The following is a 26,212-nucleotide window of genomic DNA, read 5'->3' on the forward strand; positions in this document are numbered from 1 at the left end:
TCTTAATACAGGATTCTATCCGTTCAGCCTGCTTATATCCGCTGCTATCTCTCCGAGGATGCTGTTAATCTGAAGAGTTCCCTGATATGACTCTTCAGACCGTGTCCTGGTTGACTCTGAGTTAGCCGTAAGTTCTTCGCTGAAGGCTGAGAGACCTTCTATACTGTGCATAATCTTACCGTTGGCATCACGTACCTCTTCCGCCTTGTGCGTCTGCTCGTCAATTGAATCTGCAAGTGCGTCAAGGCTGCTGCCAAGCGTTCTGAACTTATCATTAACAACATTTATGCATTCCATCTGCTTTTCTATTACGGAATTCATATCAGCCACACTGCTGCCTGCGATTTCCGTTTCCTGCTCAAGTTCAAGAATAATCCTGCTTATGCGGGCAGATGCTTCACCCGTCTGCTCGGATAACTTCTTAATCTCACCGGCAACAACTGCAAAGCCTCTTCCTGCTTCACCTGCACGTGCTGCCTCAATTGATGCATTAAGTGAAAGAAGATTTGTCTGTTCCGCAATATCTGATATCATTGCAATTATTTCGCTAACCTGCTCAGCCTTCTCCTGTAAACTCTTCATGGATACCATTACCTTGGAACTTCTGTCGTTAAGCCTGTCTGAATTATCTGTCAGTTCATTCATACTGTCTATTCCGTCAACAATATTCTGCTTTGAGGTATTACATTCTCCGAGAACATTTTCCGACAATACTGACATATCATCAATAAGATGCTGGATGCTGCCTGTCATCTCCATCTATCCCTGTATGCTCTGTGCCGTCTCCATCGTACCTGAAGCAATATCATTGACACTTGATTTGGTCATATCAGTACGTGTTCTTACATCCTCTGACAGCTCATTAATTCTATCTACATTGGCACTTACTTTACGGCTTATCTCCATGATACGCCCATAAGCCTCCCGCTGCTGCTCTTCGCGCACGCTTATATCGGCAATTGCCTGCGCATTGATTTTTATCAGAATCCTTGTTGCTGCAACCGCAAATGCCGTAAGCAGTATGAGCACTGCAAGCTGTATTTCAAACTCTGTAATATCGGTTGCCGTATTGGAAATACTGCCCAGATAATAAAAGACAAATATGACATTGGCTGCTATTGCTGCCGCACCGGCAGCAAGCACAAGCTTCCAGTCACGATACAGCGTCAATATTATTATCATAGGAATGATATATACAAAAGAAAGCTTCGTAACACTTGTAAGAAGTACAAACACATACAGCACGCCATATCCGGCCGTTATCATATACCTGAGTGCCGCCGATTCATTGTTCTTCTTATAAGTAAGCAGTGCAAGTGCCAGCGGAACAAGAAGTATTATGTCAAATATCATTATATATCCGACTGTCCTGTTGCCCTTAACAAGCTCCAGCATATATGCTGCAAACAATATAAACACCAACACCGCATAGCATATCATTGATGTCTGGTTAACCTTGCGTTTCTCGTTGAATCTTTTCTTCTCCATCCGTTCTCTCTCCCTTTCTTTTTCCTTTGCTATAAATTACCTTTATACGATATTAGCATATTTTTTCCCACTAACTCAATTAAACACTTACTCTCGTTAAAATTTTATCATTTTTTTGGAAAAATAACACTTTTTTTATTGCTTTTATCCGTTGATTATGTATAATTGTGGATAGAGAGTCCGGACAGCCGGACCTTACACTATTAAAGAAAGAGGTTAATGCAGGATGTCAAAAATTGATTTAAGCAAGTATGGTATTACTGGAACAACAGAGATCGTGTACAATCCTTCTTACGAGACATTATTCGAAGAAGAGACTAAGTCAGGTCTTGAAGGATTCGAGAAGGGACAGGTCAGCGAGCTTGGTGCTGTTAACGTAATGACAGGTATCTATACAGGTCGTTCACCTAAGGATAAGTTCATCGTTGTTGATGACAATTCAAAGGACACAGTTTGGTGGACATCTGACGAATACAAGAATGATAATCACCCGGCTACACAGGAAGCCTGGGCAGCAGTTAAGGATATCGCCATTAAGGAGCTTTCTAATAAGAGACTTTTCGTTGTAGATGCATTCTGTGGTGCTAACAAGGATACACGTATGGCTATCCGTTTCATCGTAGAAGTTGCTTGGCAGGCACATTTCGTAAGAAATATGTTCATTAAGCCTACAGCAGAAGAGCTTGAGAACTTCGAGCCTGATTTTGTTGTTTACAATGCTTCTAAGGCTAAGGTTGAGAACTACAAGGAGTTAGGTCTTAACTCAGAGACAGCAGTTATGTTCAACATAACAAGCAAGGAGCAGGTTATCGTTAATACATGGTACGGTGGAGAGATGAAGAAGGGTATGTTCTCTATGATGAACTACTTCCTTCCACTTAAGGGAATGGCTTCAATGCACTGCTCAGCCAACACAGATATGAACGGCGAGAATACAGCTATTTTCTTCGGTCTTTCAGGTACAGGTAAGACAACACTTTCAACAGATCCTAAGCGTCTCCTTATCGGTGATGACGAGCACGGCTGGGATGACAACGGTGTATTCAACTTTGAGGGCGGATGCTACGCTAAGGTTATCAACCTTGACAAGGATTCAGAGCCTGATATCTACAACGCTATCAAGCGCAACGCTCTTCTTGAGAACGTAACACTTGATGCTGACGGCAAGATTGATTTTGCTGATAAGAGCGTTACAGAGAATACTCGTGTATCTTACCCTATCGATCATATTAAGAACATTGTTCGCCCAATTTCTTCTGCTCCGGCAGCAAAGAACGTAATCTTCCTGTCAGCAGATGCATTCGGCGTACTTCCTCCTGTATCTGTTCTTACACCGGAGCAGACACAGTACTACTTCCTGTCAGGATTCACAGCTAAGCTTGCCGGTACAGAGCGTGGAATTACAGAGCCTACACCAACATTCTCAGCTTGCTTCGGTCAGGCATTCCTTGAGCTTCACCCAACAAAGTATGCTGAGGAGCTTGTTAAGAAGATGCAGAAGAGCGGCGCTAAGGCTTATCTTGTTAACACAGGATGGAACGGAACAGGCAAGCGTATCTCTATTAAGGATACACGTGGTATCATTGATGCTATCCTCAACGGTGATATTCTTAATGCTCCAACAAAGAAGATTCCTTTCTTTGACTTTGAGGTTCCAACAGAGCTTCCTGGTGTAGACACAGGTATCCTTGATCCTCGTGACACATACGCTGACGCTTCTGAGTGGGAAAAGAAGGCTAAGGATCTTGCTTCAAGGTTCATTAAGAACTTCGCTAAGTATGAAGGTAATGAAGCTGGTAAGGCACTTGTTGCTGCAGGTCCACAGCTCTAATTATCTGATGCTTATCTGATGATATGCATATAACTTACATATAAAAGAACTCCGAGCAGCCGGTCATGTACCGGATGCTCGGAGTTCTTATTTGTATTATTTGTATTATTCATTGCATCTGACGCCCAACCGGAACTCTTCCGCCCTAAGCCACGACACACGCCTCAGACACTTCTCCTGCCTTAAGTGCTCCATTCTCAATTGAAACTGTCATCTGCGTCTCATATCTCTCACCCGCTGATGCCTGTGCTATCGAAGCTTCACTGCCGTCACTATCTGTCTGAGTCTGATTATTCTCATCCTCCTCATCATACTGCGATTTGTACTTCTTGTGTTTCTTAGCAAGAACTGCCTGCAGCTTCGCCATCATATACAGCTTCGGGTTGAACTCCATAAGCTTTCTCTCATCCTTGGCAGGCACTTTGCCGCCTTTGGCTATGCGCATGGCTGTCTCATAAGCCTTTGCCTCTTCCTCGAATGCCTTACTCATCGTATCCGACTGCTGTTGTGCGACTTCCATGTTATGCTGCATAATCTGCTGCATAAATGCATTCACGCGGTTCTTCTCGGCTGACTTATCCGTATCCGTAAGTGACTTCTTCACCTTATCCGACAGGTCAAGCCTGACGCCGTTAATCGTTATGTATCCTCTCTGCACAGTTCTGCTTACTGATGCCGAATCTGTAAAATGAATTATGAACGTGCCGTCCTTACCTCTGCTTATTCCAAGATAATCCCTGCCTGACATTGCAACATCTTTGCTGCCCGACTTCTGTCTTGCATATGCATCATGCGTTATGCTGACTGTGTCCGAACCGGCTGTATCTGAAGTATCACCTGCTGACACCTCTGATGCCACACCTGAGTTCATGTCTGACTCTCCAACAGCTACAGAATTGGCATAACCATATCTTTGTGTCCTGTAATAAGCCGAGTAATTATTATTGTAAATATTATATGCCGTCACACTATTGCTCCCTAATAGTTAAAGTCGATCCTGATTCCCTTAAGATCCTCATTAATAAGCTTCTCATCATTAAGCATCTTCTGAATATGCTTCTGCACCTCTTCAACATTATTAACGTCCTTCCCAGACAGTCCGTTATTAATGTCAAGCATATCCGTCTTTGCATCATTCCTGATAATCTCACGCTGCTCCCTGGCATCCTGCTTTGAATCGTCTATGCGTTCCTGCTGCTCATCACGCTTTTTGGCAGCCTCTTCTGCCTTCTTCTGCTCTTCCTCCATCTTCTTGTCGATGTTCTCTTTGGCGTCATCTATAACCATTCCGAGCACATCCTTCTCTGCCGCATCAAGAATCTGGTCCGCAGAATCATCTGCCTTGAGCATATCCTGTGATTTGAGCCGGTCTATCTTGGAATCATGCACGCTTTCACTTATAGCCATAAGCTTGTACTCAGCCATAGATATCTGGTTGCGTACCTCTCCCCTGTAGCCGTTCAGCATAAGTGCCTTGTCCTGATATTCTGTTCTTGGAGTATTCTGAAGCTCCTTAAGTCTTTCAACCTCTTCCTTGGAGAAATCAGCATAATCAGAACCGTTGCTGTAATTCTGGTACTTTTTGAGGAGTTCAAGATCCTTCTGCTCTTGTGAATCCGGATCTATATTATATTCCTCCTGAAGCTGCTTCTCTCTCTCATCAGCTTCCTTAAGAGACTGCTTGTACTCACTGAGCCTGTTTAACTGATTCTGCTTATCCTTATTAAGAGCATCTATACCGTCTGCTGCCTTCTTATCGGCATCCCAGGCATCATTGATGAGCTTCATTGCCTGCTTTCTTGCCTGATCTCTCTTCTGTTGTATACGGCTCTCAAGCTGTGAACCCCTGCCTGTTATATTACCTGCAGACAGTGTAAGATTCTTTCCGTTCGCTCCTGTAGCCTTCCCTGCCGTTCCCGCAGCCTTATCCATGCGTGTTATACTACTTCTGTGCTTCTGACGCCTGCTCTTAGACTCCTCCTGAACAGACTGTGTCTGATTCTGACTGTTCTGTGCCGCGCCTGTATTACCTGAATTAATCGCTATCCCCATATCCTACCCCTTAAAGTCTATGTGCTGACCGACCTTCTGTTCACTATCGGTAAGCACATTGTCACTCATCGACATCTGTGTGTAATCACCAATCTTCTTGATGAGATCCTCTATTGATGATGCAGTTATTGTTATTGTGTCACTGTCCCCGTCATCATCATCCTCCTCCAGCTTATCCTTCCGCTTCTTCTCAGCCTTCTTAGCCTCGGCCTTCCTGTCTGCTGCTTTCTTAGCTTCCTTCTTTTCAGCCGCCTTCTTCTCTATACGCTCCTTCTGTGCTGCTGATGACTTCTCAAGAACAGCAAAGTACGATGCAGTTCCGTTATCGTTAACCTGCATGCCGAAGCCCTTAACATTAGCTCCTGACGCTGAGAGTGAGCTCTTAAGCTGTGATATTCCGCTTGCTGAGCTGGCTATTATCTGCTCATACTTCGCGCGGTAATTCTCATCCTCTGCCATTCTCTCAATCTTATCCTCGTCTATAAGGACAACCATTCTGCTGGCATTGGCATAGCCTGACGCCTGTGACTTTGCCTGTTCCTTCTGGTCCTCACTTACAAGAATAAAATCCATATTGGAATACTTCTTCTGCAGCTGTTCATAATACTTAGCTGCCTTATCACTTAATCTTGGAGTTCCGATTGTTCTTCCGGTTACATTAGCAGCCGCTCTCTTAGATGATGACGTCTCCTGTGCTGTATTCTCTGACTGCACTGCTGACGCATATGATGCTGCATTCGCAGCATTAGAAAATTCCGATACCATACCCATGTATATTCCTCCTTGTAATACGGGACTGCTGCCCCGTTAATCTGAGTATCCGGCCAAACTCCTTTTCAGCCATTAATCTACATATATGATATCGGAATAATAGAAAGATTTATTAACCTACATGAACTTTTTCTTCTTGAAAAATATAATGCATGCTACAACTACAATTATACTTAAAGCAATAACGCACTGATATCCGTAATCCCAGTATAATTCCGGCATATTCTTAAAATTCATTCCATACCAGCCCGCAATAAGTGTCAGCGGCAGGAATATTGTGGTAACCACCGTAAATATCTTCATAATCCTGTTAAGATTATAATCAAGTGCCGCATTAAGCGCCTCCCTCAAATGCACAAGATTCTCATTGAGCACCTGTGTATTGTCGCTCAGACGGCCCGCTTTTGCAGTGAATATTCCTATATATCTCAATTCAGAATCCTCAAAAACATTATTAGCATCCTGCTGTATAGCCTCTCCGATGTCAATGAGCTGTTCATAATAGTGCTTCTGAATCGTAAGTTCGTTACGCATTCTGAATATCTCTCTGTTAATCTCAGGATCTACGGAACCATTTACAAGACGTGCCTCAAGCAATGTTGTACGCTCCTCAATCTTCTCAAGCGCTTCTGTACTGCCATCAAGAAGGAGCTCCATAATCGAGCATATAATCTTCTCAAGTGTAACATTTTTCTCATACTTCTTAACCGCTTTTGAAAAAAGCTGCCCAACGCTGTCATCTTCATCCTCAATACGCACGAGTATGAACATTCCCCGCTTTATATAAAATCCGATTCTGTCACGTCTGCCCTTGATATTCTTCATATCAAGCATGCTTACTATGCCAAAGCTCACCTCATCATATGTGTCCATGCTTGTTCTGTGTCTCAATGAACTGCTCGCACACTCAATAACTGTCTCATACGGAAGCCCAAGTTCATCATAATTATCTTTAAGCTCATCAAGCGTAATATACCCAAAGCTTGGTATATCTTCGTTCATACGTGCTATTACTGCTTCTCTTACTTCACCATTATCAATAACATAATACATATTCAGCTCCACTGTTATGCGTAATACTAATTAATATCTCACCTGCTGACTGCGTTAGGATATATACGCTGCATTGCAGCATCATCATACATCCGGTCCATTGTAATCTGCCATGAGGATGACGCCTCTGTTCCATTAGAACGCTGGTCATACCTTATAAGTGCCATCATCGAAACAACTATATTACATGCCATGAACACCACAAGTGCCCATGTTATAATCTTCCCGATTTTATCAGGAATACTCTCTATAAGATGCGAAAGCGGCGGATAAAGCCATTTTATCCATACAACAGCAGCTATTCCCCAGAAGAAGCAGTACAGCAGATTAACACGTCCTCCTATATTAAATGGAATATGGCTGTAATCCCAGAATACTTTGCCAAATACAATCTCCGTAAACACGCTGCATGAATATTCATATACACCACCAAGTATTGTTCCAATCATGAAAATGTACGAATCCGGTTTGTCTTTATCTTTATGAAGAATTGCAGTTGCAAGAGCTATGGCTATTCCCCAGACAAGGCTGAACGGTCCCCAGACAACACTGCTGCGGCTCATCCACACGCCTGCCGTGTAACGGCAGAATAATGTCTCGACAATATCTCCAAGGAACGCTCCTGTCACAAACAGAAGAAACAGCTTATAAAAATTACAGCCGCTTGCAAAGCTTTCTTCCGCCCCTGTCTCAATTCTTTCTTCATTAAGCTTCGGATACGCTCCCGTAACTCTTCGTTCAACGCGGTCAACAATAAAATGCCCAAGTCTGTATGTAACATTGATTATTCCACTGTGTATCACATTGCCTGCATCATTGTCTTCGACATTCTTATGCTCTCCATACAATGACGCTGATACGGATGTAACCATATCAACAACAAGTATACATACAAGCACAATCATAACAACCTTAACAATGAAATGCGGGAACAGCCCAAGCAAATCCAGAAGAAGACCGTTAAGCCATTTAACCGATACTGTGCCAAGTACTCCCCATAATACCGAAAATCTCAGACATACATATCCGTCAATATTGAATCTGTATCCTGAATAGTCCCACCATCTGTGCTTCCTGAGCTTCTCAAGTGTTTTGCCAAGGAACCACTGTATAATGGTTGCGAGGCCTGCACATCCTATAAAAAGATAAAGTGTATAATCCTTAAGCTCCCAGAATACAATTCCCATAAGTGCTGCAGATATACCATATATCAGACATACAGGTCCATTGAGGAATCCCCTGTTAACAAATCTGTGATATACAAGATCAGCAGCTACAGTCTCCGCTACCCATCCGATGAATGAGTATGCCAGAATAATAAATATAAGCTGGTAAAATGTAAATGCCATCCGCCTCTCCTATCTTTCTACATGAACTTTACAACGTCTTCTATCTTCTTGCGCGGAACTACATAATCCCTGTTATCGTCAAGATAATATGAGAGCTTCTCATCATTACCGACCTCCACAATTGTGCTCTTATGTGTAGGATATCCAAAAGCAACAACACAGTTGACAGTGTACTCTTCACCTATTGACAACAGTTCTTTCAGCGCATCCTTCTTAACATTGGCAATTATGCAGCTTCCTATTCCGTGATTCCATGCTGCAAGCGTCATATTGCTGATTGCAAGTCCTGCATCTGTTCCGGTTATTGCATTCTTAAGCTTATTATCCTCAAGCACAACAACAAACATAACCGGATGCTCCCCGTCCTTTGGCTGTCCCTGTTCAGGTGGAAGAGAGGCAGCCCATCTTGTTATTCCAAATATCTCGTCAACAAGCTTCTCGTCTCTTACAACGATATACCTTAACGGCTGTCTGTTATTACCGCATGATGCATACTGCTGTGCACGCACAATATCATTCACCGCATCATCCGGAATCTTCTTTGTCTGGTCAAATCTTCTGTATGTTCTTCTTGTCTTAAGTAACTCCATGAGTCCATTCTGCTTCATGACAATCTCTCCCATCTGCTTTTATTCTGTGTTTCCTGATTCATGCTTTGTAATCTGTTAAGCATTCTCCTCATCCTTATCAAGAATACTCTCGATAAATGCTTCTACCTCATCTTTCTTCATTCCTAATGATACAGCTAATTCACCATATAAGCAATTCTTAGCCATCTTCATATAGCGTTCATCCATATTAATCGTCTTCTTGCCGGCTGCCGCTCTCTCCTCATTACGTCTGTACAAAGTCCTTATAATACGCACCCATCCCTCGGCCTGTGCAGGCTCCATACACGCCTTGTACTGTGATTCCCTTTCTCTGTCGCCTGCCAGCTCAATCTCGCTTATCGTCGGTATCTTTTTTATAAAATCCATAGCCTCATCTTTTGTCATAATATTTCTTATCGGTGTACTATGCCCTTCAACCGGAATATACACAGTGCTGCTCTTTTCATATACAGGCTGCATTATATAATAAAGCACCTCACTGTCAATGCTGTCCAGCTTTGATATCTTCTCTATGCGGCATACACCATTATTGCCACATACAACCATATCTCCTTTTTCAAACATATGTCTCTCCATTTCTCTTATGCCTTTAGTACTGATATGACACAAAAACCCATCCGCAGCATACATACGGATGGGCCTTCAAGCCTTCTTATATTATAGCACATATTGAGCTAAAAGTCAGCCGTGCGTTGCCTTTTGGCTGATTTTTGGTTAAAACGCGCATATACGAAAGATTATATTTGTGAAAATTAAAGAAGTATATACTTAAGTATGAAAAGCACCGTAAGCACGTACATAACTATGCTTATCTTCTTCTCCTTAGCCTTACCTGTGACAAGGTTAATAAGTGTCCATGAGATAACGCCTACTGAGATACCCTCTGAAATGCTGTATGCAAGTGGCATTGCAACAATGCAAAGGAATGCAGGGATAGCATCTGACATATCTTCAAAGTTAATCTTGGCAACAGCTCCCATCATATAGAAACCGACAATTATAAGTGCCGGTGCAATCGCAAATGATGGAATTGTAAGGAACAGTGGTGAGAATACGATTGAGAGCAGGAATAATACTGCGGTTACAATCGATGTAAGTCCTGTACGTCCTCCTGCTGTAACACCTGAAGCACTCTCAACGAAAGTTGTTGTTGTTGATGTACCAAATACAGCACCTACGCATGTAGCAATTGCATCTGAAAGCAGAGCCGGCTTAATGCGTGGAAGCTTACCGTTCTCATCAAGCATATCTGCCTTAGATGAAACACCTATAAGTGTTCCGATTGTATCAAACATATCTACAAATAAGAATGCAAACATTACAACAATAAAATCAACCAGCTTGATTGAATGGAAATCTGCTCTGAATACCGCACCAAATGTCTCCTTAAAAGGAGTAAAATCAAAACTTACGATTGAAGACGGAATTGTTGAGTACATTCCTGCCGCAGGATCAGGTACATATATTCCACATGCTTCACAGATCATACCAAGAACCCATGTAGCGATAATTCCGATAAGGATACCACCCTTAACATTCTTAATAAGAAGTATTGCTGTTATAAAAACGCCGACAAGTGCAAGTATGGCACCAACACCAACTGAATGGAATGTCTCACCCTTGAATGTCTGGTATGTTACAAGTGTAGAATCACTGTTAACAATAAGCTTTGCATCCTGAAGTCCGATGAAAGCTACAAAAAGACCGATGCCTACGCTTACTGCCGACTTAAGTGTCATAGGAATGGCATTGAAAATAGCCTCTCTTACACTAGTTACTGAAAGTATTATGAATATGATACCTTCTACAAATACTGCTGCAAGTGCTATAGTCCAATGATATCCCATTGTTCCGCAGACTGTATACGCAAAATATGCATTAAGTCCAAGTCCCGGTGCAAGTGCAAACGGATAATTGGCCAGCAGTGCCATAAGTACCGTACCTACAAATGCTGCAAGTGCTGTTGCAATAAGCAGTGCCTGCTTGTCCATTCCTGCCACAGACAGGATGTTAGGATTAACGGCAAGGATGTAAGCCATTGTCATGAATGTTGTAAGACCTGCGATGACTTCTGTCTTTACATCCGTACCATTCTCCTTAAGTTTGAAAAACTTTTCAAACATGATAAAATCCTCCTCTTATAATTATTAAGATTCGTTAATTCTATCACATTTTGTCTTATTCTGCTATAGCTTTTTTCTTCTTTCTTCTCTTCCTGCAGCGCATTATCAGTATTATCACAGAAATGAGAATTATTCCTGCAATTATTGCAGTCGGAAGTACTGATGCTGTCTTAACTGCCGCAAATGTAACCTCGCTGCCACTTACGGTAAATGTCATATATCTTCCGTCTGTGTCAGTACCGGTCTTATTCCACGTGCCGTTCTGCAGAATCATTATATCTGCATTCTTAACTTTCTCAGGCAGAATATAATGCACAAGATGTTCCTGCTGTCCGTCATCAGGTATATTAACCGTGAAGCATTCAGATGCATTCCTGCCGTTAATATCAGGATTATTCTCCTTAGTTACAGTTATTGCATCTTCTGTAGTGAACCTGCCTTCCACAAGAAGCATTGCCCTGTCATCTGTTCTCATCTGTCCGCTCTCAAGCGCAGTTACGTACTTGTCATATACGGCATTGATTGTGCCGTCAAATGTCAGGTCTGAATAATCATAATCTTCCCAATGTGCCTGATATCCATCCCTTACAGGTATTACAGGAAGTGCTTCTTCAGGCATTGAATCACCGTATTCAAAATCATACACAAGCACGGTATCTCCGTTAGCTATAAAGGTAAGCTTAAAATCTTTGAATTCTTCAGGGATATCCTCTGACAGGATAAGTTCATCATAGCTTACAGGCTCTGCCTTGCCGGAATAACTTACTCCATCTATACCTGCAAGATCATCGCTTACAAAGTAATTACTCTCTGCTGTTCCTGTAACCTCACCGGCGATTGTACCTGCATATTCATCAGAATCAGTAATCTTAATCAGTGTATTACAGTTCTTTACATCCTTAATGCTTCCGGCAACACCGCCAATGTAATCGGTTCCCGAAAGAACACATTTTGCATAACTGTCACGAATAAGTGTCTTACAGCTGCCTGCTATCCCTCCGACATAATTACCGCCTGTACTCTTAATCTCTCCATATCCGTAACATTCAATAATACATCCGAGATCAACCTCACCGGCAATTCCGCCTGTGCCATCCTTCTTACCCGTAACCCTGCCTCTGTTAGTACATGACCTTATAACCGCTTTGGTACTGTAGTCAAAATCCGTTGAAAGTTTACCTTCGATATCAATATCATCTTCCGGGTCAAGATCGTGCTCAACAGCCATAGCACCTGCGATTCCGCCTACATTGACATCTCCTTCTATATCCGCATAGTTGGTGCAGCCTTCAACCTTGCCGTCAGCCTCTCCTGCTTCGTCATCGGCAGATATATCATAGTCAAATCTGTCATCTGAATCACTGTCTGCTTTTTCATTCGACTTTTCCCTTGCATCTATTATGATGTCCGTAATATCAAAAAGTGTATCAGATATATGCTGAAAATCATCTGCAAGAGTATTATTATTGGCTCTTATCGTATTATTAAGTCCGTCCATCTCATCAATCATTGAATCTACCGATGACATAAGGTTCTCTCTTGCCTGTATCTGCTCACTTCCTATTGCTTCAAGCTTAAAGTTAAGATTACCGGAAAGATATCTTGTAACATCTCCGAGTCCTGATGACGCATCCGACAGATCACTGCCTGCATCCTTTAACTCGTTCATTCCATTGTTAATCTTATCAAGGGTTTCTTTAATATTATCAGCTATGTTCTTAAGGTAAGGTTCTGCCTCCCCGGCCTTATTGAGCGCGTCATTAACGCCGTTTACCGAATCCTTAAGTGCTGTATTGGCATCCTTAATGTATCCTGAAGCCTTGTCAAAGTCTCTGTCATTAAGAGCTTCTATGGCTTTATCTATAGCATCTGAAGCTTTGTCAATATTGTCCTGATTGATACTTATATAACCAAGTGCATCAGAAAGTATTTCAATTACTTTCTGTGTATCATCAGAGCTGTTGCCCGCCTTATCGGCTGCATCCTGTAGAATATCTGCAGAATCCTTAAGATTGTCTGATGCTTCTTTGATATCATCCGTAACAGGCACCAGAAGGTCTATAGCCTTGGTTACTACCGCACTGAGATTATTAACCTGATCTGTATCTGCGTTAATCATGCTCTCAGTCTTATCAATCAGGCTGTCAGCTGAACTGCTTGCCGTATCTGCATAATCCGACATACGTGAAAGGCTGTCCGACACACTGTCCGAATATCCTCTTGCGTCATTGATAGTCTTATCAATTCCATTCTGAAGGACATCCAGTTTGTCACGAAGCTGTGATATTGTTGACTCTGTAAATGTCAGATTAACGTATGGTTCCATCTGCCCTGCAATTCCCGCTACCTCTTTACGTCCGTATATATGTCCGTAATTGGCACAGCCGTATATGTATCCTGACTGACGGCCGGCAATTCCACCGACATTATAACCTTTATGCTGATATCCTACATCTCCGTAATTCTTATTATCATAAAGCTTTCCTGATGAATAACCTGCTATTCCTCCGATATCCGTTATATCAACAGCATCCTCCGTCGTTGTAAGCGTATCAAGCGAAATATCCTGAATCTTTATATTATCCATCTGCTCTATCTTAGTATTGATATTGGCAGAATTAGAACTGCTGTCGATTATTCCTACATTAATTCCCGCAATACCGCCCGCATAGTGCTCTGCATACACAACACCTTCTGCAATTGAGGCATATATTGTTCCTTCACTCTCGTTAGAACCTGCTATTCCTCCGACATTACTTTTACCATTGCAGACACCTGCGAACTTACAGTTGGTTATAAGCCCCTTGTTGCTTCCTACGATTCCTCCGACATATGATGAGGTTCCTCCCGGAAGTACATTACCTTTGACAGTGAGGTTACGGACTATCGCTCCCTCCTGTACATATCTGAAAAGTCCCTGGTATGAGCCATCCTTTGTTATTGATATGCCGTTAATCGTATTGCCTTTTCCTTCAAATATACCACCGAATGTAGGAATTGCGGTAAATTCCTCTCCATTCAGTTCGATACTCTTATCGAGAATAACTTTCTTATCCTGTGACCATGAATCAAGACGGCAGTTTTTTGCAAGCTCCTTTAAATCATCAACAGTAGATATATGTATCTCTGTCAGGCCATCATCATCATCTGCTTTTGCGCTTACCATGCCGGAAGCTGCCATCATTACAGCTGCAAGAACCAGCGCAAGTGACGCCGCAGCAGATTTTTTGAATAAATTCATTAATCTGTTATGCTTCTTCATTGCCGTCACCCCCATCCTCCGGTTCTTCCTTTTTAATAACATCTATATTGTTGACATCAATCTGACCCTTGACTTCACCCTTGATAACACCATGAATCTCAGCGTCAATTATACCTGACACATAACCTCTCATACGTCCGTTAATAACCATTGTTCCGCCTGTATTCTGTATGAGATTATCGGTATTGATTGAGAATCTTGTCTTTTCAATAATAACATCACCAAGATAAAGAATCTGTGGCAGTACACCCATAACAAGGATAATGGAAATTATTGTTCCTCGTCCAAGACATGTACCGATTGCTGATATAACTCCGTTTGTTGAAAGGAATGAAATCAGTATGCCTGCTGCCGCAAGGATTGAACCCGATGTTATGATTGTAGGGAACGCCTGATTAAGCGTCTCAATAATTGCTTCCTTAATCGGAAGCTGCTTCTTAAGGTCATCATACCTGCTTGATATAACTATTGCATAGTCGATATTGGCACCCATCTGAATTGAGTTGACAACCAGATAGCCAAGGAAATACAACGGTGAATCCATCAGATAAGGGAATGAGAAGTTAATCCATATACTTCCCTGTATAACAAGTATAAGAAGCACCGGGAGTCCTGCTGATTTGAATGTAAACAGCAGAATTATTATAACGAACAATGCCGACAATATACTTATTACAAGATTATCTCTTGAAAATGATGATGAAAGGTCATAATCACTTGTTGAGTTACCAACAACATAATAATTATCAGTATAATACTTTGCCATCATCTCATGCACTCTGTCGAGGAAGGCAAATGTCTCATCACCCTCTTCCGGAAGATTCAGATATACAACCAGTCGGCTGTAATCATCCGTCTTCAACTGAAGAAGTGCCTTATCAAGCTGCCCTGACAGGTCATCCATCTGGTCTTTCAGGTCACCCTCAAGAGTGACATATCCTTTGTCTATCTCATCAAGCAGGAACTCAAACATATCAATGAGCGGTACACTGTACTTACTGCTTGAATTGATTACTTCACCATAATTCTCCTGATTAATTGCATATGCACTGTACAGAAGCTGTGCCACCTCATAATCAAGTCCTACAAGCTCTGAGAACTCTCTCGGTGTCAGACTGTCCGTAAGCATATATCCGTCCATAGCCTCTGTATTGGCAAGTCCCTGTGTCGACTTAACTTCATCGCACGCATCAAGGTCAGCAAGAAGATTCTTCTCTGCCTCATAATTACCTGCAGGTACAACAAGCGCAATCATATTCCTGCTTCCGAAGGTTGAATCAATCTTCTCCTGTGCGATTGTTGACTCACTCTTTCTCGGAGTAGAAGTACTTCCCGTACTGAAGCAGTAAGGACACATATTGGCAAATACACACGCAACAATGATTACGGCCGCAAATATAGGCGGTATTATATACTTTGTCTTAATTGCAAACTTACCTACCGCAGATATTGAAGGAATAAGATTCTTGTGTACCGTCTTATCCATCCATTTGCTGAATACCATAATAAGACCAGGCATCAGTGTAAATACTGAAATAAGTGAAAGTATAATAGCCTTGATAAGGACTACCGCAAGGTCTTCACCAATCTTAAACTGCATGAATGCCAGTGCCAGAAGACCTGACACTGTGGTAAGACTGCTCGATGAAATCTCAGGTATAGCCTTACTGAGTGCAGTTATGGTCGCCTCTCTTGCAGGAAGATTCTCTCTTTCCTCAGTATATCTGTGGCACAGAATAATCGCATAATCAATTGCAAGTGCAAGCTGAAGCACGATTGTAACCGAATTAGATATAAATGAGATTGTTCCAAGCAAAAAGTTGGTTCCCATGTTAAGGAGTGCTGCTGCAATAAATGTTATAAGCAGTACAGGAACCTCCGCATATGACTTGGATGTCAGAAGCAGTACAACAACTATGATTACTGCTGCAATTGCCGTAACGACCTGCATCTCGCTTTCAAGATTAGCAGAATCATCGTTGGCAACCGAAGTTGAATAATACACATCATATCCCGTGAGTTTGTCCTTTATCTCATTCATTGCATCGATACTTATCTGATCCTCTTCCTCACCGTCGAAAGTGACATCAAGCAATGCAGACGTGCCTTTGTAATGATCTTCTGTATTATCAAATGTAACACTCGTAACACCATTGATATCCTCTATCATATCAGCAGCTTCCTGCGCTCTGTCATATGATATGTTGGCTAACAGTACCTGTGCTGTTCCGTATGTTACAAACTGGTCATTCATTACCGTAAGTCCCTGTCTCGTCTCAGTCGAATCAGGCAGATACTTCGTTACGTCATTCTCTACTTTGACCCAGTTTCTTGAGAATATGCAGAAAACAAGCGCTATTATGTATATAAGAAAAAACAGATTCCGCTTATCTACAATAAATTCCGCCAGTTTATACATAAAATTTTTATCCTGACTATTTTCTTTCATCTCTTCCTCCATTTCTTTTGATTTGGGCATTTTTATTATTCTGCCTAATTTACATTATTTTACCATATTTGTATATGTCCATGCATTAACTTTTGAGAAATAAAGACAGACCCTTTGTTTAGAATCTGTCCGAAAAATTTTATTTAATTTTTATAAGTTCTGATAAGAAGCGGAACTTCTGCAATAAGCATTCCTATCCAGCCTGCGAGATATGAGAATGGGAGTGCCTCTATTCCCAGACCTAATATAAGTACAAGCGGCGCTGCCGCAAGTACCCTGACCCCCATGTTAACAAAACTGCTTATAAGAGTAATCTTAAGGTCTCCTATTCCCCGGAAGAATCCCTGGATGCCATTAGTGAGTGCAGGAAGAAGATACATTATTGATATAAGATGCAGATATGTAACGCCATGCCCTATAACCTCTTCATCTTTAACAAACATCATCATAAGCTGTCTTGCAAATGTAAAACATACTATAAATATTGCAATTCCGTATATAATCTCAAGGATAATTCCACACCTGAAGCCTTCACGCATCCTGTCATTCTTACCGGCGCCCTTATTCTGCGCCATAAGTGCCGTCATGGCATGCGCTATGTTCTGTTCGGGTGTATATGCAAAATCATCAATCCTGTTTACTACCGCAAATGCCGCTGCAACCGATACTCCCATAGTATTGACTATTGCCTGTATTCCAAGCTTGCCAAGCTGCACTGTTGCCTGCTGCATTGCCGAAGCCCATCCATAGGCTATAGTCTGCTTAAGAAGACTTGCATCAAATACAAGCCATTTTTTGCCAAGACGCAGTACCGGTACCTTCTTCTGTATATAGATTATACAGAACAGACAGCACAACGCCTCACTGAGCACGGTAGATACGGCACAGCCGTTACTTCCCGCCTTAAGCACAACAACAAAGAACAGATCTCCGAATATATTAAGCACCGCGCTTATAATAAGAAAATAAAGCGGAGAGTTACTGTCTCCAAGCGCTCTTAACGTACTTGAGAAAAAATTATAAAGGAATGTAAACACAAGACCCACGAATATTATTCTTAAATATTCTTTGGTCATATCCATTATCGATGCATCCACCTGCATCAGGTTAAGAATCGGTACCGCAAACACCACGCACAGTAACGTAAGCAGCGCCGAGAATATGACACCCGATATCATGGTTGTACTTATCTGTCTGTGAAGAGTATCATAATCCCTGGCACCATACTGCATTCCCATAAGTATACCCGCGCCCATGCACAGACCGTTAAGAAACAGTATCATCAATGTGCTTATGGGATTGCATATGCCTACTGCCGCCAGTGCCTCTTTTCCAACAAAATGTCCTACTATTATACTGTCAACCGCATTATATGTAAGCTGGAACAGATTACCGAGTACAAGCGGAATTGTGAACTTAACCAGTATCGGCATTATCTTTCCCGTTGTCAGATCCTTTGTCATAACAAAATCTCCCTGATATATACATTTTTTCAAACATATATATTAGGGAGATTTAACTTAAAAGTCAAGTACACTCTATCAAACTTCTATTATACTATACAAATATTCTCTTTACAAAGTTATAAAGGCCATTCTGCCATACGGTTCCTTCATGGTCACCTTCCATCTCATAGAATATATGCTTAATTTCTCTCTGTGTCAGCGCATCATCATAGAACCGGCATGAGTCACCGCATATACCGTCCGTCTCGCCGACATTTATAAGAATCATTGGGAAATTGCCGTACTCAAGCACAAAATCATCCATGAGTGTAGCAAGTATTCTTCCTTCCGAGCCATTAGGTATTACGCCTGATGCTGCTGAAAAAGCACCGATATATCCAAACCGATCCTGATGCTTAAAACCTATTGCAAGCGCACATCTGCCTCCGAGAGAGTATCCCGCGATTGCAGTATTATCGCGGCCTGTCTTAGTTGAATAGTTGTTATTTATATATGGCATGAGGTCATTCATCACCTCGCTCTCAGTAAGGTCATATGCAGCACTCATCTCTCTTATAGGGACGCTGTCCTGGTCCTGTGTTGATACAAAGCAGTCAACACATACTATTATCATATCCGGAACACCATTCTCATAATGTACATTTTCAACAATATACTTAACGCCCATATCACTCCAGCTCTTGTTGCTGCCTCCCATTCCATGAAGCATATAAAGAACCGGATAACTCTTCGAGGCATCATATCCATAAGGAAGAATCACATCAGCCTTGCGCGTTGTGCCAAGTGTTGACGAATAATACTCAACAGTTGTGGTTGTGCCATACTGTCTGTTACCCTTTGGAGATATGTAGTTGTCAGATGCCGCATATGAACGATCCGAAGGATTGTAATCATTAACAAATGTCTTACCCGTGTCTCCAAGTGTCTTCTCTCCCGAAACCACCACCGGTCTTGCTTCTGATGTATCAGGGAGTGTAACTGCGTCTGAATTCTGTGCCGTCTGTTCCATCTGTGCCGTCTGTTCCATCTGTGCCGTCTGTTCCATCTGTGCAGCCTGTGTGCTCTGCTGTGTCTGTTCCTCTTTCGGCTGCATTGCTGCTTCGCCTGTGACAGCGTATGCTTCTGTCTGATTACTGTCATTGCTCTGTCCGCAGCCGCTTACCATTCCCAATGTAATGCAGAATGCTGTAATAATTGCTGCGTACTTTGTAAATGCTGTATGTCTCATAAAGCCCTTCTTCACCCTTTCTCAATTTCACATCATCAATGTTATCTGCGAATATAATATCACTTGAAGTTCGCTCAAGGTCAAGAAAAAAAGCCCGGTGTTTTGTGAAATATGTGTGAACATATCCCATAAAGCGCCGGGCATAATATCTTTTTATCTTTATGTCTTCCTGTCTTCTACATCTTACTTTTCTTAGCCGTAATATCTGTTACCGTCAATCTGTACAGATGTGTCCTTGCAAGCGCCGCACTGTCAAAATGCGGCTCTCCCTCATATCCGTACTTTTTCATTATTATCCTGAATGCAGCAATTTTTTCTTCCTCAGACATAAGCTGCCCGGCAACCGCTTCTCCCATTACACTCGCATATCTGGCTGTCCATCTGCACGCTGTCTCGCCTTTCACAACATCAAAGTTATAATCAGCCTCGAAGAATACATTTGGATTCTTAGCAAGAACATCTACCTTACGTCCCTCACCTGCGCAGTGAAAATATATTGATATCTGTCCGTTCTCCACGTTATATCCAAAATTCACCGGGACAACATATGCCTTACCATCGTCCACCATTCCAAGCCTTATAACATCACATCTGTCAAGTACCTTAAGTTTCTCGGCAAATTCCGTTATTTCTTTATCACTTCTTCTCATAGCTGCCTCCAATCCGATTTTCATTCATTTTTTAATGAATTTACTAATTTAAAACTTCTACGATGAATATATATTATATAATTCATCCGGCAGTGTATTGTAATAAATGCTACTTAACACTACTTTGCTCCAAGTATTATATTAATCAGATTCTTATCAAGCATCAGCGTTCTGTTCCACGGATTAATTATAATGCCGCTTATCCCTTCCACTTCTCCGGCTGTCTTAAGTATCTGTCCTATACCTGACATAAAAGTCGACATTACGCTGCCAGAGCCCTTCAGCTCCTCATCAAATGACGTGAACACACTCCACCACATTCTTCCGTCATCAGTCTTAACCGCCTGAATACTAAGCCCCGCATCCGCGGCTTTTGGGTCAACAGCTACAATAAACTGTCCGCCTTCTCTCATACGCTGTCTTACCACCGTAAGCACATGTGCCAGCATTTCTTCCGACGGTTCCATCTGCAATGCTGCTATCGCCTCTTCAAGTCTTTCATTACCTGCAAGTCCTTCATCTACATTATCGTTACGATTTCTCACTCTATTCTCCATTCCTGCGCTGCCTTTTGCGCATATCAAGTTTGTGCACAAGCACAAATCTTGCGTGTGAGAAATCGGATATCAATCCGATTTTTCACACTATTCTCCATTCCGCATCCGCCGTTGCTATTGTCGACGGTCTGTGTGCTATCATAAGAATCAGCCTGCCATCCTTCATATCATTGATTGATTGCTGTATAAGCTGTTCTGATTCATTATCTAACGCCGAGGTTGCCTCGTCAAGTATAATAACCGGTGCATTTTTGAGTATTGCACGTGCTATCGCTACCCGCTGCCTCTGACCTCCCGACAGTGTATTGCCACGTTCGCCGAGGATTGTGTCATATCCATTCTCCAGCTGTAATATAAAATCATGTGCATTGGCTTTTTTTGCTGCCCGGATTATCTCCTCATCAGACGCAGCCGGATTACCGTTACGTATGTTCTCACGGACAGTATCATGAAACATATACGGCTCCTGCGGAATGTAGGCAATAAGCTTTCTTGTATTCTCAAGTCCAAGCTCATATATATCATGCCCGCCTATTCTTATACTTCCTCCGCTGATTCTGTAGAACCCCATAAGAATTTTCATTAATGTACTTTTACCGCGTCCTGACTCTCCTGTAATGGCATAGCTCTTCCCCATTGTAAACGCCGCGCTGTACCCGTCAAATATCTTCTGCTCCTGTCCCTCATATGCAAATGTTATATTATCGAATTCAACATCTGCCTGAGCAGGAACATTTGCAGCATTATAATCACTACAATTACGGAAACTTTCTTCGGGAAGCTCGAGGAACTCCAATACACGCTCTGCATTGACCAGCCAGCTTGTAAGACTTGGTATGTACTGTCCCATCATAAGAAAATTATACTGAAATGCACCATACATTGTGTACAGTGCCAGCAGGCTGCCAACCTTACCGTTATATTTCTGTATATATATAATTCCCATTGCAAGAAATGCTACTGCGCCAATCAGGTCAAATGCATTACGCAATGCCGCCACGACTGACTCAATTCTTCCCTGCTTCTTCATATTACGTCCGCACCGTTCGTTGGCTTCATTATACTTCTGTCCTATAACTGATTGGAGCGGAAACATTCTTATTGTCTCCATTCCCTGAAGCATATCTGTAACAGAACGGCTTATTGCCTTATTATCATCCGAGATACTGCGGCTGTAGCCTGCAAGCACCGGAACCATTGCCAGATTAAGTGCGAGTGACAGGATGCACAGCACAAGCAGTCCTGCCATAACCGGCGGACATTTCATAAACATGGGAACAACACAGACGCAGACAATGATTACAGGCATCATAACACGTCTGAATCTTGAGCCGAATATTCCTGAAGCCATATTGGTATCATATGTAAGCTTTGACATGAAATCTCCGGTGTGATTATTCTCATAGAAGCTTACCGGCAGCATCAGCGCCTTTCCAAATACGATATTGCGCATAGTTGCTCCTGTACGCTTGGCTTCGTTATTGTAACATACGCCAAGAATATTACTCACTCCAAATTCCAATACAGAAAATATAATTATTCTCTTCACTATGTCAGTATCCCAAATGTTTCCGCCTGACACAGCCGTATCGGTAATAAGCCCGACTATGTCCGAGAGCATCACAACCGTTATACCATTTATAATGCCCATAAGGATTATCTCACCAAAATAAAGAATTGCACGCCATCCCTGAAAACGGACGACAAGCTGTTTTATAATTCTCAGATTCTTCATGCGTCCGCCTCCTCTTCACTGCTCATCCTGTACAGCCTGCTGTATACGCCTTCACTGTCCATAAGCTCTCTGTGCGTACCCTTCTGTACAATCCTTCCTTTCTGCAGTACATATATACACTCTGCATTTTCAATCGTATTAAGCCTGTGGGCGATTGTCATAATCGTATGATTCTTTGCAAGCTCCTCCAGCGCATTTTTTATCTGTTCCTCATTCTCAACGTCAACTGATGCTGTAGGCTCATCAAACAGAATCAGCTCTGCATTCTTAAGCAGTGCCCTTGCAATCGCTATTCTCTGCTTCTGCCCTCCTGACAGCCTGTCTCCGCGCTCTCCGGCATTTGTCGCATACCCTTCGGGCATTTTCATGATATCATCATGGATTCGTGCCTTTTTGCAGCACTCGATAATCCGGTCCATTCCAACACTCATATCTCCACAGGCAACATTCCATGCAATACTTTCAGGGAAAAGAAATGTATCCTGCGACACAAGTGCTATATGAGACCTCAGCTCATCATAATCATTTCTGCCCGCCTCTTCTCCAAATACATTAACCTCGCCTTTGTCAGGCTTATAGAAGCCACATATCAGCTTAAATATCGTACTTTTGCCTCCGCCAGATTCGCCGACAATCGCTACATTCCGCCCCTTTTCTATTCTAAGATTAAAATCATCCAGCACACAGCCTGATGTGTCATACGCAAAGCTTACATTCTTAAATTCAACCGCACACGCGCCGTTGCCTGTATCAGTTGTGCCACACATACTGTTACCGTTGCCGTCCGCCGCACTCTCTGACGGATAATCCATAATCTCCTCAAGCCTGTTCCTGGATACAAGATTAATCCTTGCATCTATAAAATAATGTGGAAGCATTCCCAGAGGCGGAACCACCCTGTCAAGAAGCAGCATAAAATATGACATTTCACCGATTGTAATGTGTCCCGTCTGCACACGCCACAATGCAGCAATTCCAAGTATCACACACGGAGCACACTGCACTATGTCTCCCGCAACCCACGCTATCGACGAGATTGCATTGCGCCTGTATTCAAATCCGAGAATCGTCCTGTTTGTTTTCTTTATTTTATCTTTAAAATAATCCTCAAGGTTATAGCTTTTGACTACATTTATTCCGCTTATTGCATCATAAGCCAGCTCATTTACCTCATCATGGTACTGCGAATGCTTTCTTGTAAGCCCGGATACCTTCTCCCCGGTAAGCCTCGACACAAGCATCATGACAGGAACCACTACAAGAAGAAGTGCTGTAAGAAGTCCATCAAGACGTGCAAGTGAAAATATTATCGTTACAATTGTAACTACAGATGTCACAATAGTCGGAAGAATCTCCGAATAATAATCCGATATTTTGGCAACATCATCAAGGAAATTATTGAGCACCCTTCCTGAAGTATGTGTGTCAAAATACCTATACTCAAGCTGCATAAGCTTTTTTCCGGCAGCCGCTCTGAAACCAGTCTGCATATTAGCTGCAAATATCTTAGTTGCAATGCTCTGTATATATGTAAATGCGAATCCCAGTACGACAAGAACACCCACATATATCCAGAACTGCCTGTCTATGCATTCTCCAAGATTTCCTGCAAACATGGCATCTATTGCATCCGATATCCTGTTATTGCCAAGCAGCAGCACCTTGGCTGCCAGATATGAGCACGCAAGCTCCAGCACAAACCAGCCGGAATTTTTCATAAACAGTTCCCTGAATATTGTGTTTTTCGTTCCCCTCTTCATTATGCTCATTTTTATCTTTCCTCATTGTTTACTATTTGCTTTATTATCTGCTTTATCAGCTGCATTCCTTATCGTGTACATATATATGTATTTTATGAATTAATCATCTAATTAACCCTTATCAATGCGTTCACGCCAGCTATTATAAGCAGTATAAATGCTGCATAAGCAAATCCCGATGCAAACAGTATGACCAGCATGAGCGGTGCAAAAACAATATACATGAGAACCTTTGTAAGTCCCCATGTTGCTTTGAATGCAAGCCACAGAACCTTTCCAACAAATCCCAACAGCATAAATGCAAATATAAGTGTTAACATATTTTTCTCCTCCTGTATCTTCCTTCTGGTTATATGATAACGCACTACATTGATAGTTCAATTAATATAAGATTAAAATCAGATTAAAGACGTACTCTCTAAAACTTTGCTTATAAAAAAGGGTTTCAGAAGAAATCTTCTGAAACCCTTAAATTCACTGTATAATCAGACGGTTAACCAACGATTACTCGATGATTGTAGCAACAGCACCTGAACCAACTGTACGGCCACCCTCACGAATAGCGAAACGAAGACCCTGCTCCATAGCTACTCTGTGGATAAGCTCGATTGTCATCTCTACGTTGTCACCAGGCATGCACATCTCTGTACCAGCTGGAAGCTCGCAAACACCTGTAACATCAGTTGTTCTGAAGTAGAACTGTGGTCTGTAGTTGTTGAAGAATGGTGTATGACGGCCACCCTCGTCCTTTGTAAGAACGTAAACCTGAGCTGTAAACTTCTTATGAGGTGTGATTGAACCTGGCTTACAAAGAACCTGACCTCTTTCAATCTCATCTCTCTGAACACCACGAAGAAGAGCACCGATGTTATCACCTGGCTCAGCCTCATCAAGGAGCTTACGGAACATCTCGATACCTGTTACAACTACCTTACGAGTCTCATCTGAAATACCAACGATTTCAACTTCCTCATTAAGGTGGAGAACACCTCTCTCAACTCTACCTGTAGCAACAGTACCACGGCCTGTGATTGAGAATACATCCTCTACTGGCATAAGGAATGGCTTATCTGTCTCTCTCTTTGGATCTGGAACATACTCATCGATTGTATGCATAAGCTCAAGAATCTTGTCGCCCCACTCGCTCTGTGGATCCTCAAGTGCCTTAAGAGCTGAACCCTGGATGATAGGTGTATCATCGCCTGGGAAGTCATACTCGTTAAGAAGCTCTCTGATCTCCATATCTACGAGCTCAAGAAGCTCTGGATCATCAACCATATCACACTTATTCATGAATACAACAACGTAAGGAACACCAACCTGACGAGCAAGAAGGATATGCTCTCTTGTCTGAGCCATAACACCATCAGTAGCAGCAACAACAAGGATAGCAGCATCCATCTGTGCAGCACCTGTGATCATGTTCTTAACGTAGTCAGCATGTCCAGGACAGTCAACGTGTGCATAATGTCTCTTCTCTGTCTCATACTCAACGTGAGCTGAAGAAATTGTGATACCTCTTTCTCTTTCCTCTGGAGCCTTATCGATGTTCTCGAATGCAACAGCCTCACCTGTACCAAGTCTCTCATGAAGAGTCTTTGTAATAGCAGCTGTAAGTGTAGTCTTACCATGATCTACGTGTCCAATTGTACCAATGTTACAATGTGGTTTAGTTCTCTCAAATTTAGCTTTAGCCATTTTTAAAAATCCTCCTTTAATAATTAATGGCCACGACGGGCTCATTTTTAATAGGCTATAACCCATTATATGGCATAATGGGCTTAATTTCAACTACTTTTTATATAGCGTACAGACAGAAAAATCTGC

General features: G+C 42.2%; 21 protein-coding genes. 1 reads left to right on the forward strand and 20 read right to left on the reverse strand.

The window, feature by feature from the left end:
* Nucleotides 1-15: 15 nt before the first annotated feature.
* Together NQ488_10830 and NQ488_10835 are read right to left on the reverse strand one after the other, a co-directional pair.
* Nucleotides 16-759: a methyl-accepting chemotaxis protein gene (locus tag NQ488_10830; GenBank protein UWN95064.1), complete on the reverse strand. Its 744-nt coding sequence runs from the start codon at nt 757-759 to the stop codon at nt 16-18.
* Nucleotides 760-1,488 carry a hypothetical protein gene (locus NQ488_10835; protein UWN95065.1) on the reverse strand — a complete coding sequence of 243 codons (729 nt, stop codon included), beginning with the start codon at nt 1,486-1,488 and terminating at the stop codon, nt 760-762.
* 226 nt (nt 1,489-1,714) lie between these two features.
* On the opposite strand from NQ488_10835, the gene pckA reads away from it, so the two are divergent.
* Nucleotides 1,715-3,319 carry a phosphoenolpyruvate carboxykinase (ATP) gene (gene pckA / locus NQ488_10840; protein UWN95066.1) on the forward strand — a complete coding sequence of 535 codons (1,605 nt, stop codon included), beginning with the start codon at nt 1,715-1,717 and terminating at the stop codon, nt 3,317-3,319.
* Nucleotides 3,320-3,464: 145 nt separating this feature from the next.
* On the opposite strand, the gene NQ488_10845 is transcribed toward pckA, so the two are convergent.
* The 18 genes from NQ488_10845 to tuf form a co-directional block, all read right to left on the reverse strand.
* The gene (locus NQ488_10845) at nt 3,465-4,286 is read right to left on the reverse strand and encodes a hypothetical protein (GenBank protein UWN95067.1); all 822 of its coding nucleotides are present in this window, start codon (nt 4,284-4,286) and stop codon (nt 3,465-3,467) included.
* A gap of 11 nt (nt 4,287-4,297) precedes the next feature.
* Nucleotides 4,298-5,371 carry a hypothetical protein gene (locus NQ488_10850; GenBank protein ID UWN95068.1) on the reverse strand — a complete coding sequence of 358 codons (1,074 nt, stop codon included), beginning with the start codon at nt 5,369-5,371 and terminating at the stop codon, nt 4,298-4,300.
* 3 nt (nt 5,372-5,374) lie between these two features.
* On the reverse strand, nt 5,375-6,142 hold the full coding sequence (locus NQ488_10855) for a DUF6033 family protein (GenBank protein ID UWN95069.1): 768 nt from the start codon (nt 6,140-6,142) through the stop codon (nt 5,375-5,377).
* A gap of 117 nt (nt 6,143-6,259) precedes the next feature.
* Nucleotides 6,260-7,195, reverse strand: coding sequence for a hypothetical protein (locus tag NQ488_10860; GenBank protein ID UWN95070.1), 936 nt, complete (start codon nt 7,193-7,195; stop codon nt 6,260-6,262).
* 38 nt (nt 7,196-7,233) lie between these two features.
* Complete coding sequence (locus tag NQ488_10865) at nt 7,234-8,544, reverse strand: putative ABC transporter permease (GenBank protein ID UWN95071.1); 1,311 nt, start codon at nt 8,542-8,544, stop codon at nt 7,234-7,236.
* 17 nt (nt 8,545-8,561) lie between these two features.
* Nucleotides 8,562-9,152 (reverse strand): nitroreductase family protein, encoded by a 591-nt coding sequence (locus NQ488_10870; protein ID UWN95072.1) that lies wholly within the window; start codon nt 9,150-9,152, stop codon nt 8,562-8,564.
* Between the two features lie 57 nt (nt 9,153-9,209).
* Entirely contained in the window at nt 9,210-9,719 is a 510-nt protein-coding gene (locus NQ488_10875; protein ID UWN95073.1) for a CarD family transcriptional regulator, read from the reverse strand.
* 188 nt (nt 9,720-9,907) lie between these two features.
* Nucleotides 9,908-11,278: an NCS2 family permease gene (locus NQ488_10880; GenBank protein UWN95074.1), complete on the reverse strand. Its 1,371-nt coding sequence runs from the start codon at nt 11,276-11,278 to the stop codon at nt 9,908-9,910.
* Between the two features lie 55 nt (nt 11,279-11,333).
* Complete coding sequence (locus tag NQ488_10885) at nt 11,334-14,540, reverse strand: hypothetical protein (GenBank protein ID UWN95075.1); 3,207 nt, start codon at nt 14,538-14,540, stop codon at nt 11,334-11,336.
* Nucleotides 14,527-16,989: an MMPL family transporter gene (locus tag NQ488_10890; GenBank protein UWN95076.1), complete on the reverse strand. Its 2,463-nt coding sequence runs from the start codon at nt 16,987-16,989 to the stop codon at nt 14,527-14,529. Before NQ488_10890 ends, NQ488_10885 begins: the two co-directional genes overlap by 14 nt.
* 143 nt (nt 16,990-17,132) lie before the next feature.
* Nucleotides 17,133-18,452, reverse strand: a complete 1,320-nt coding sequence (locus NQ488_10895; protein ID UWN95077.1) for an MATE family efflux transporter — start codon at nt 18,450-18,452, stop codon at nt 17,133-17,135.
* Nucleotides 18,453-18,546: 94 nt separating this feature from the next.
* Nucleotides 18,547-19,683 (reverse strand): alpha/beta hydrolase-fold protein, encoded by a 1,137-nt coding sequence (locus tag NQ488_10900; protein ID UWN95078.1) that lies wholly within the window; start codon nt 19,681-19,683, stop codon nt 18,547-18,549.
* Between the two features lie 176 nt (nt 19,684-19,859).
* Entirely contained in the window at nt 19,860-20,333 is a 474-nt protein-coding gene (locus tag NQ488_10905; protein UWN95079.1) for a pyridoxamine 5'-phosphate oxidase family protein, read from the reverse strand.
* A 119-nt stretch (nt 20,334-20,452) separates the two neighbouring features.
* Nucleotides 20,453-20,890 carry an SseB family protein gene (locus NQ488_10910; GenBank protein UWN95080.1) on the reverse strand — a complete coding sequence of 146 codons (438 nt, stop codon included), beginning with the start codon at nt 20,888-20,890 and terminating at the stop codon, nt 20,453-20,455.
* 82 nt (nt 20,891-20,972) lie between these two features.
* Complete coding sequence (locus tag NQ488_10915; GenBank protein ID UWN95081.1) at nt 20,973-22,625, reverse strand: ABC transporter ATP-binding protein/permease; 1,653 nt, start codon at nt 22,623-22,625, stop codon at nt 20,973-20,975.
* Nucleotides 22,622-24,394 carry an ABC transporter ATP-binding protein/permease gene (locus tag NQ488_10920; protein ID UWN95082.1) on the reverse strand — a complete coding sequence of 591 codons (1,773 nt, stop codon included), beginning with the start codon at nt 24,392-24,394 and terminating at the stop codon, nt 22,622-22,624. The genes NQ488_10915 and NQ488_10920 overlap by 4 nt, the downstream gene beginning before the upstream one ends.
* Before the next feature lie 98 nt (nt 24,395-24,492).
* Nucleotides 24,493-24,705: a hypothetical protein gene (locus tag NQ488_10925; GenBank protein ID UWN95083.1), complete on the reverse strand. Its 213-nt coding sequence runs from the start codon at nt 24,703-24,705 to the stop codon at nt 24,493-24,495.
* Between the two features lie 184 nt (nt 24,706-24,889).
* On the reverse strand, nt 24,890-26,083 hold the full coding sequence (gene tuf / locus NQ488_10930; protein UWN95084.1) for an elongation factor Tu: 1,194 nt from the start codon (nt 26,081-26,083) through the stop codon (nt 24,890-24,892).
* Nucleotides 26,084-26,212 lie beyond the last annotated feature (129 nt).

It is taken from the genome of [Bacteroides] pectinophilus, from assembly GCA_025146925.1.
Classification (GTDB): domain Bacteria; phylum Bacillota; class Clostridia; order Lachnospirales; family Lachnospiraceae; genus Bacteroides_F; species Bacteroides_F pectinophilus.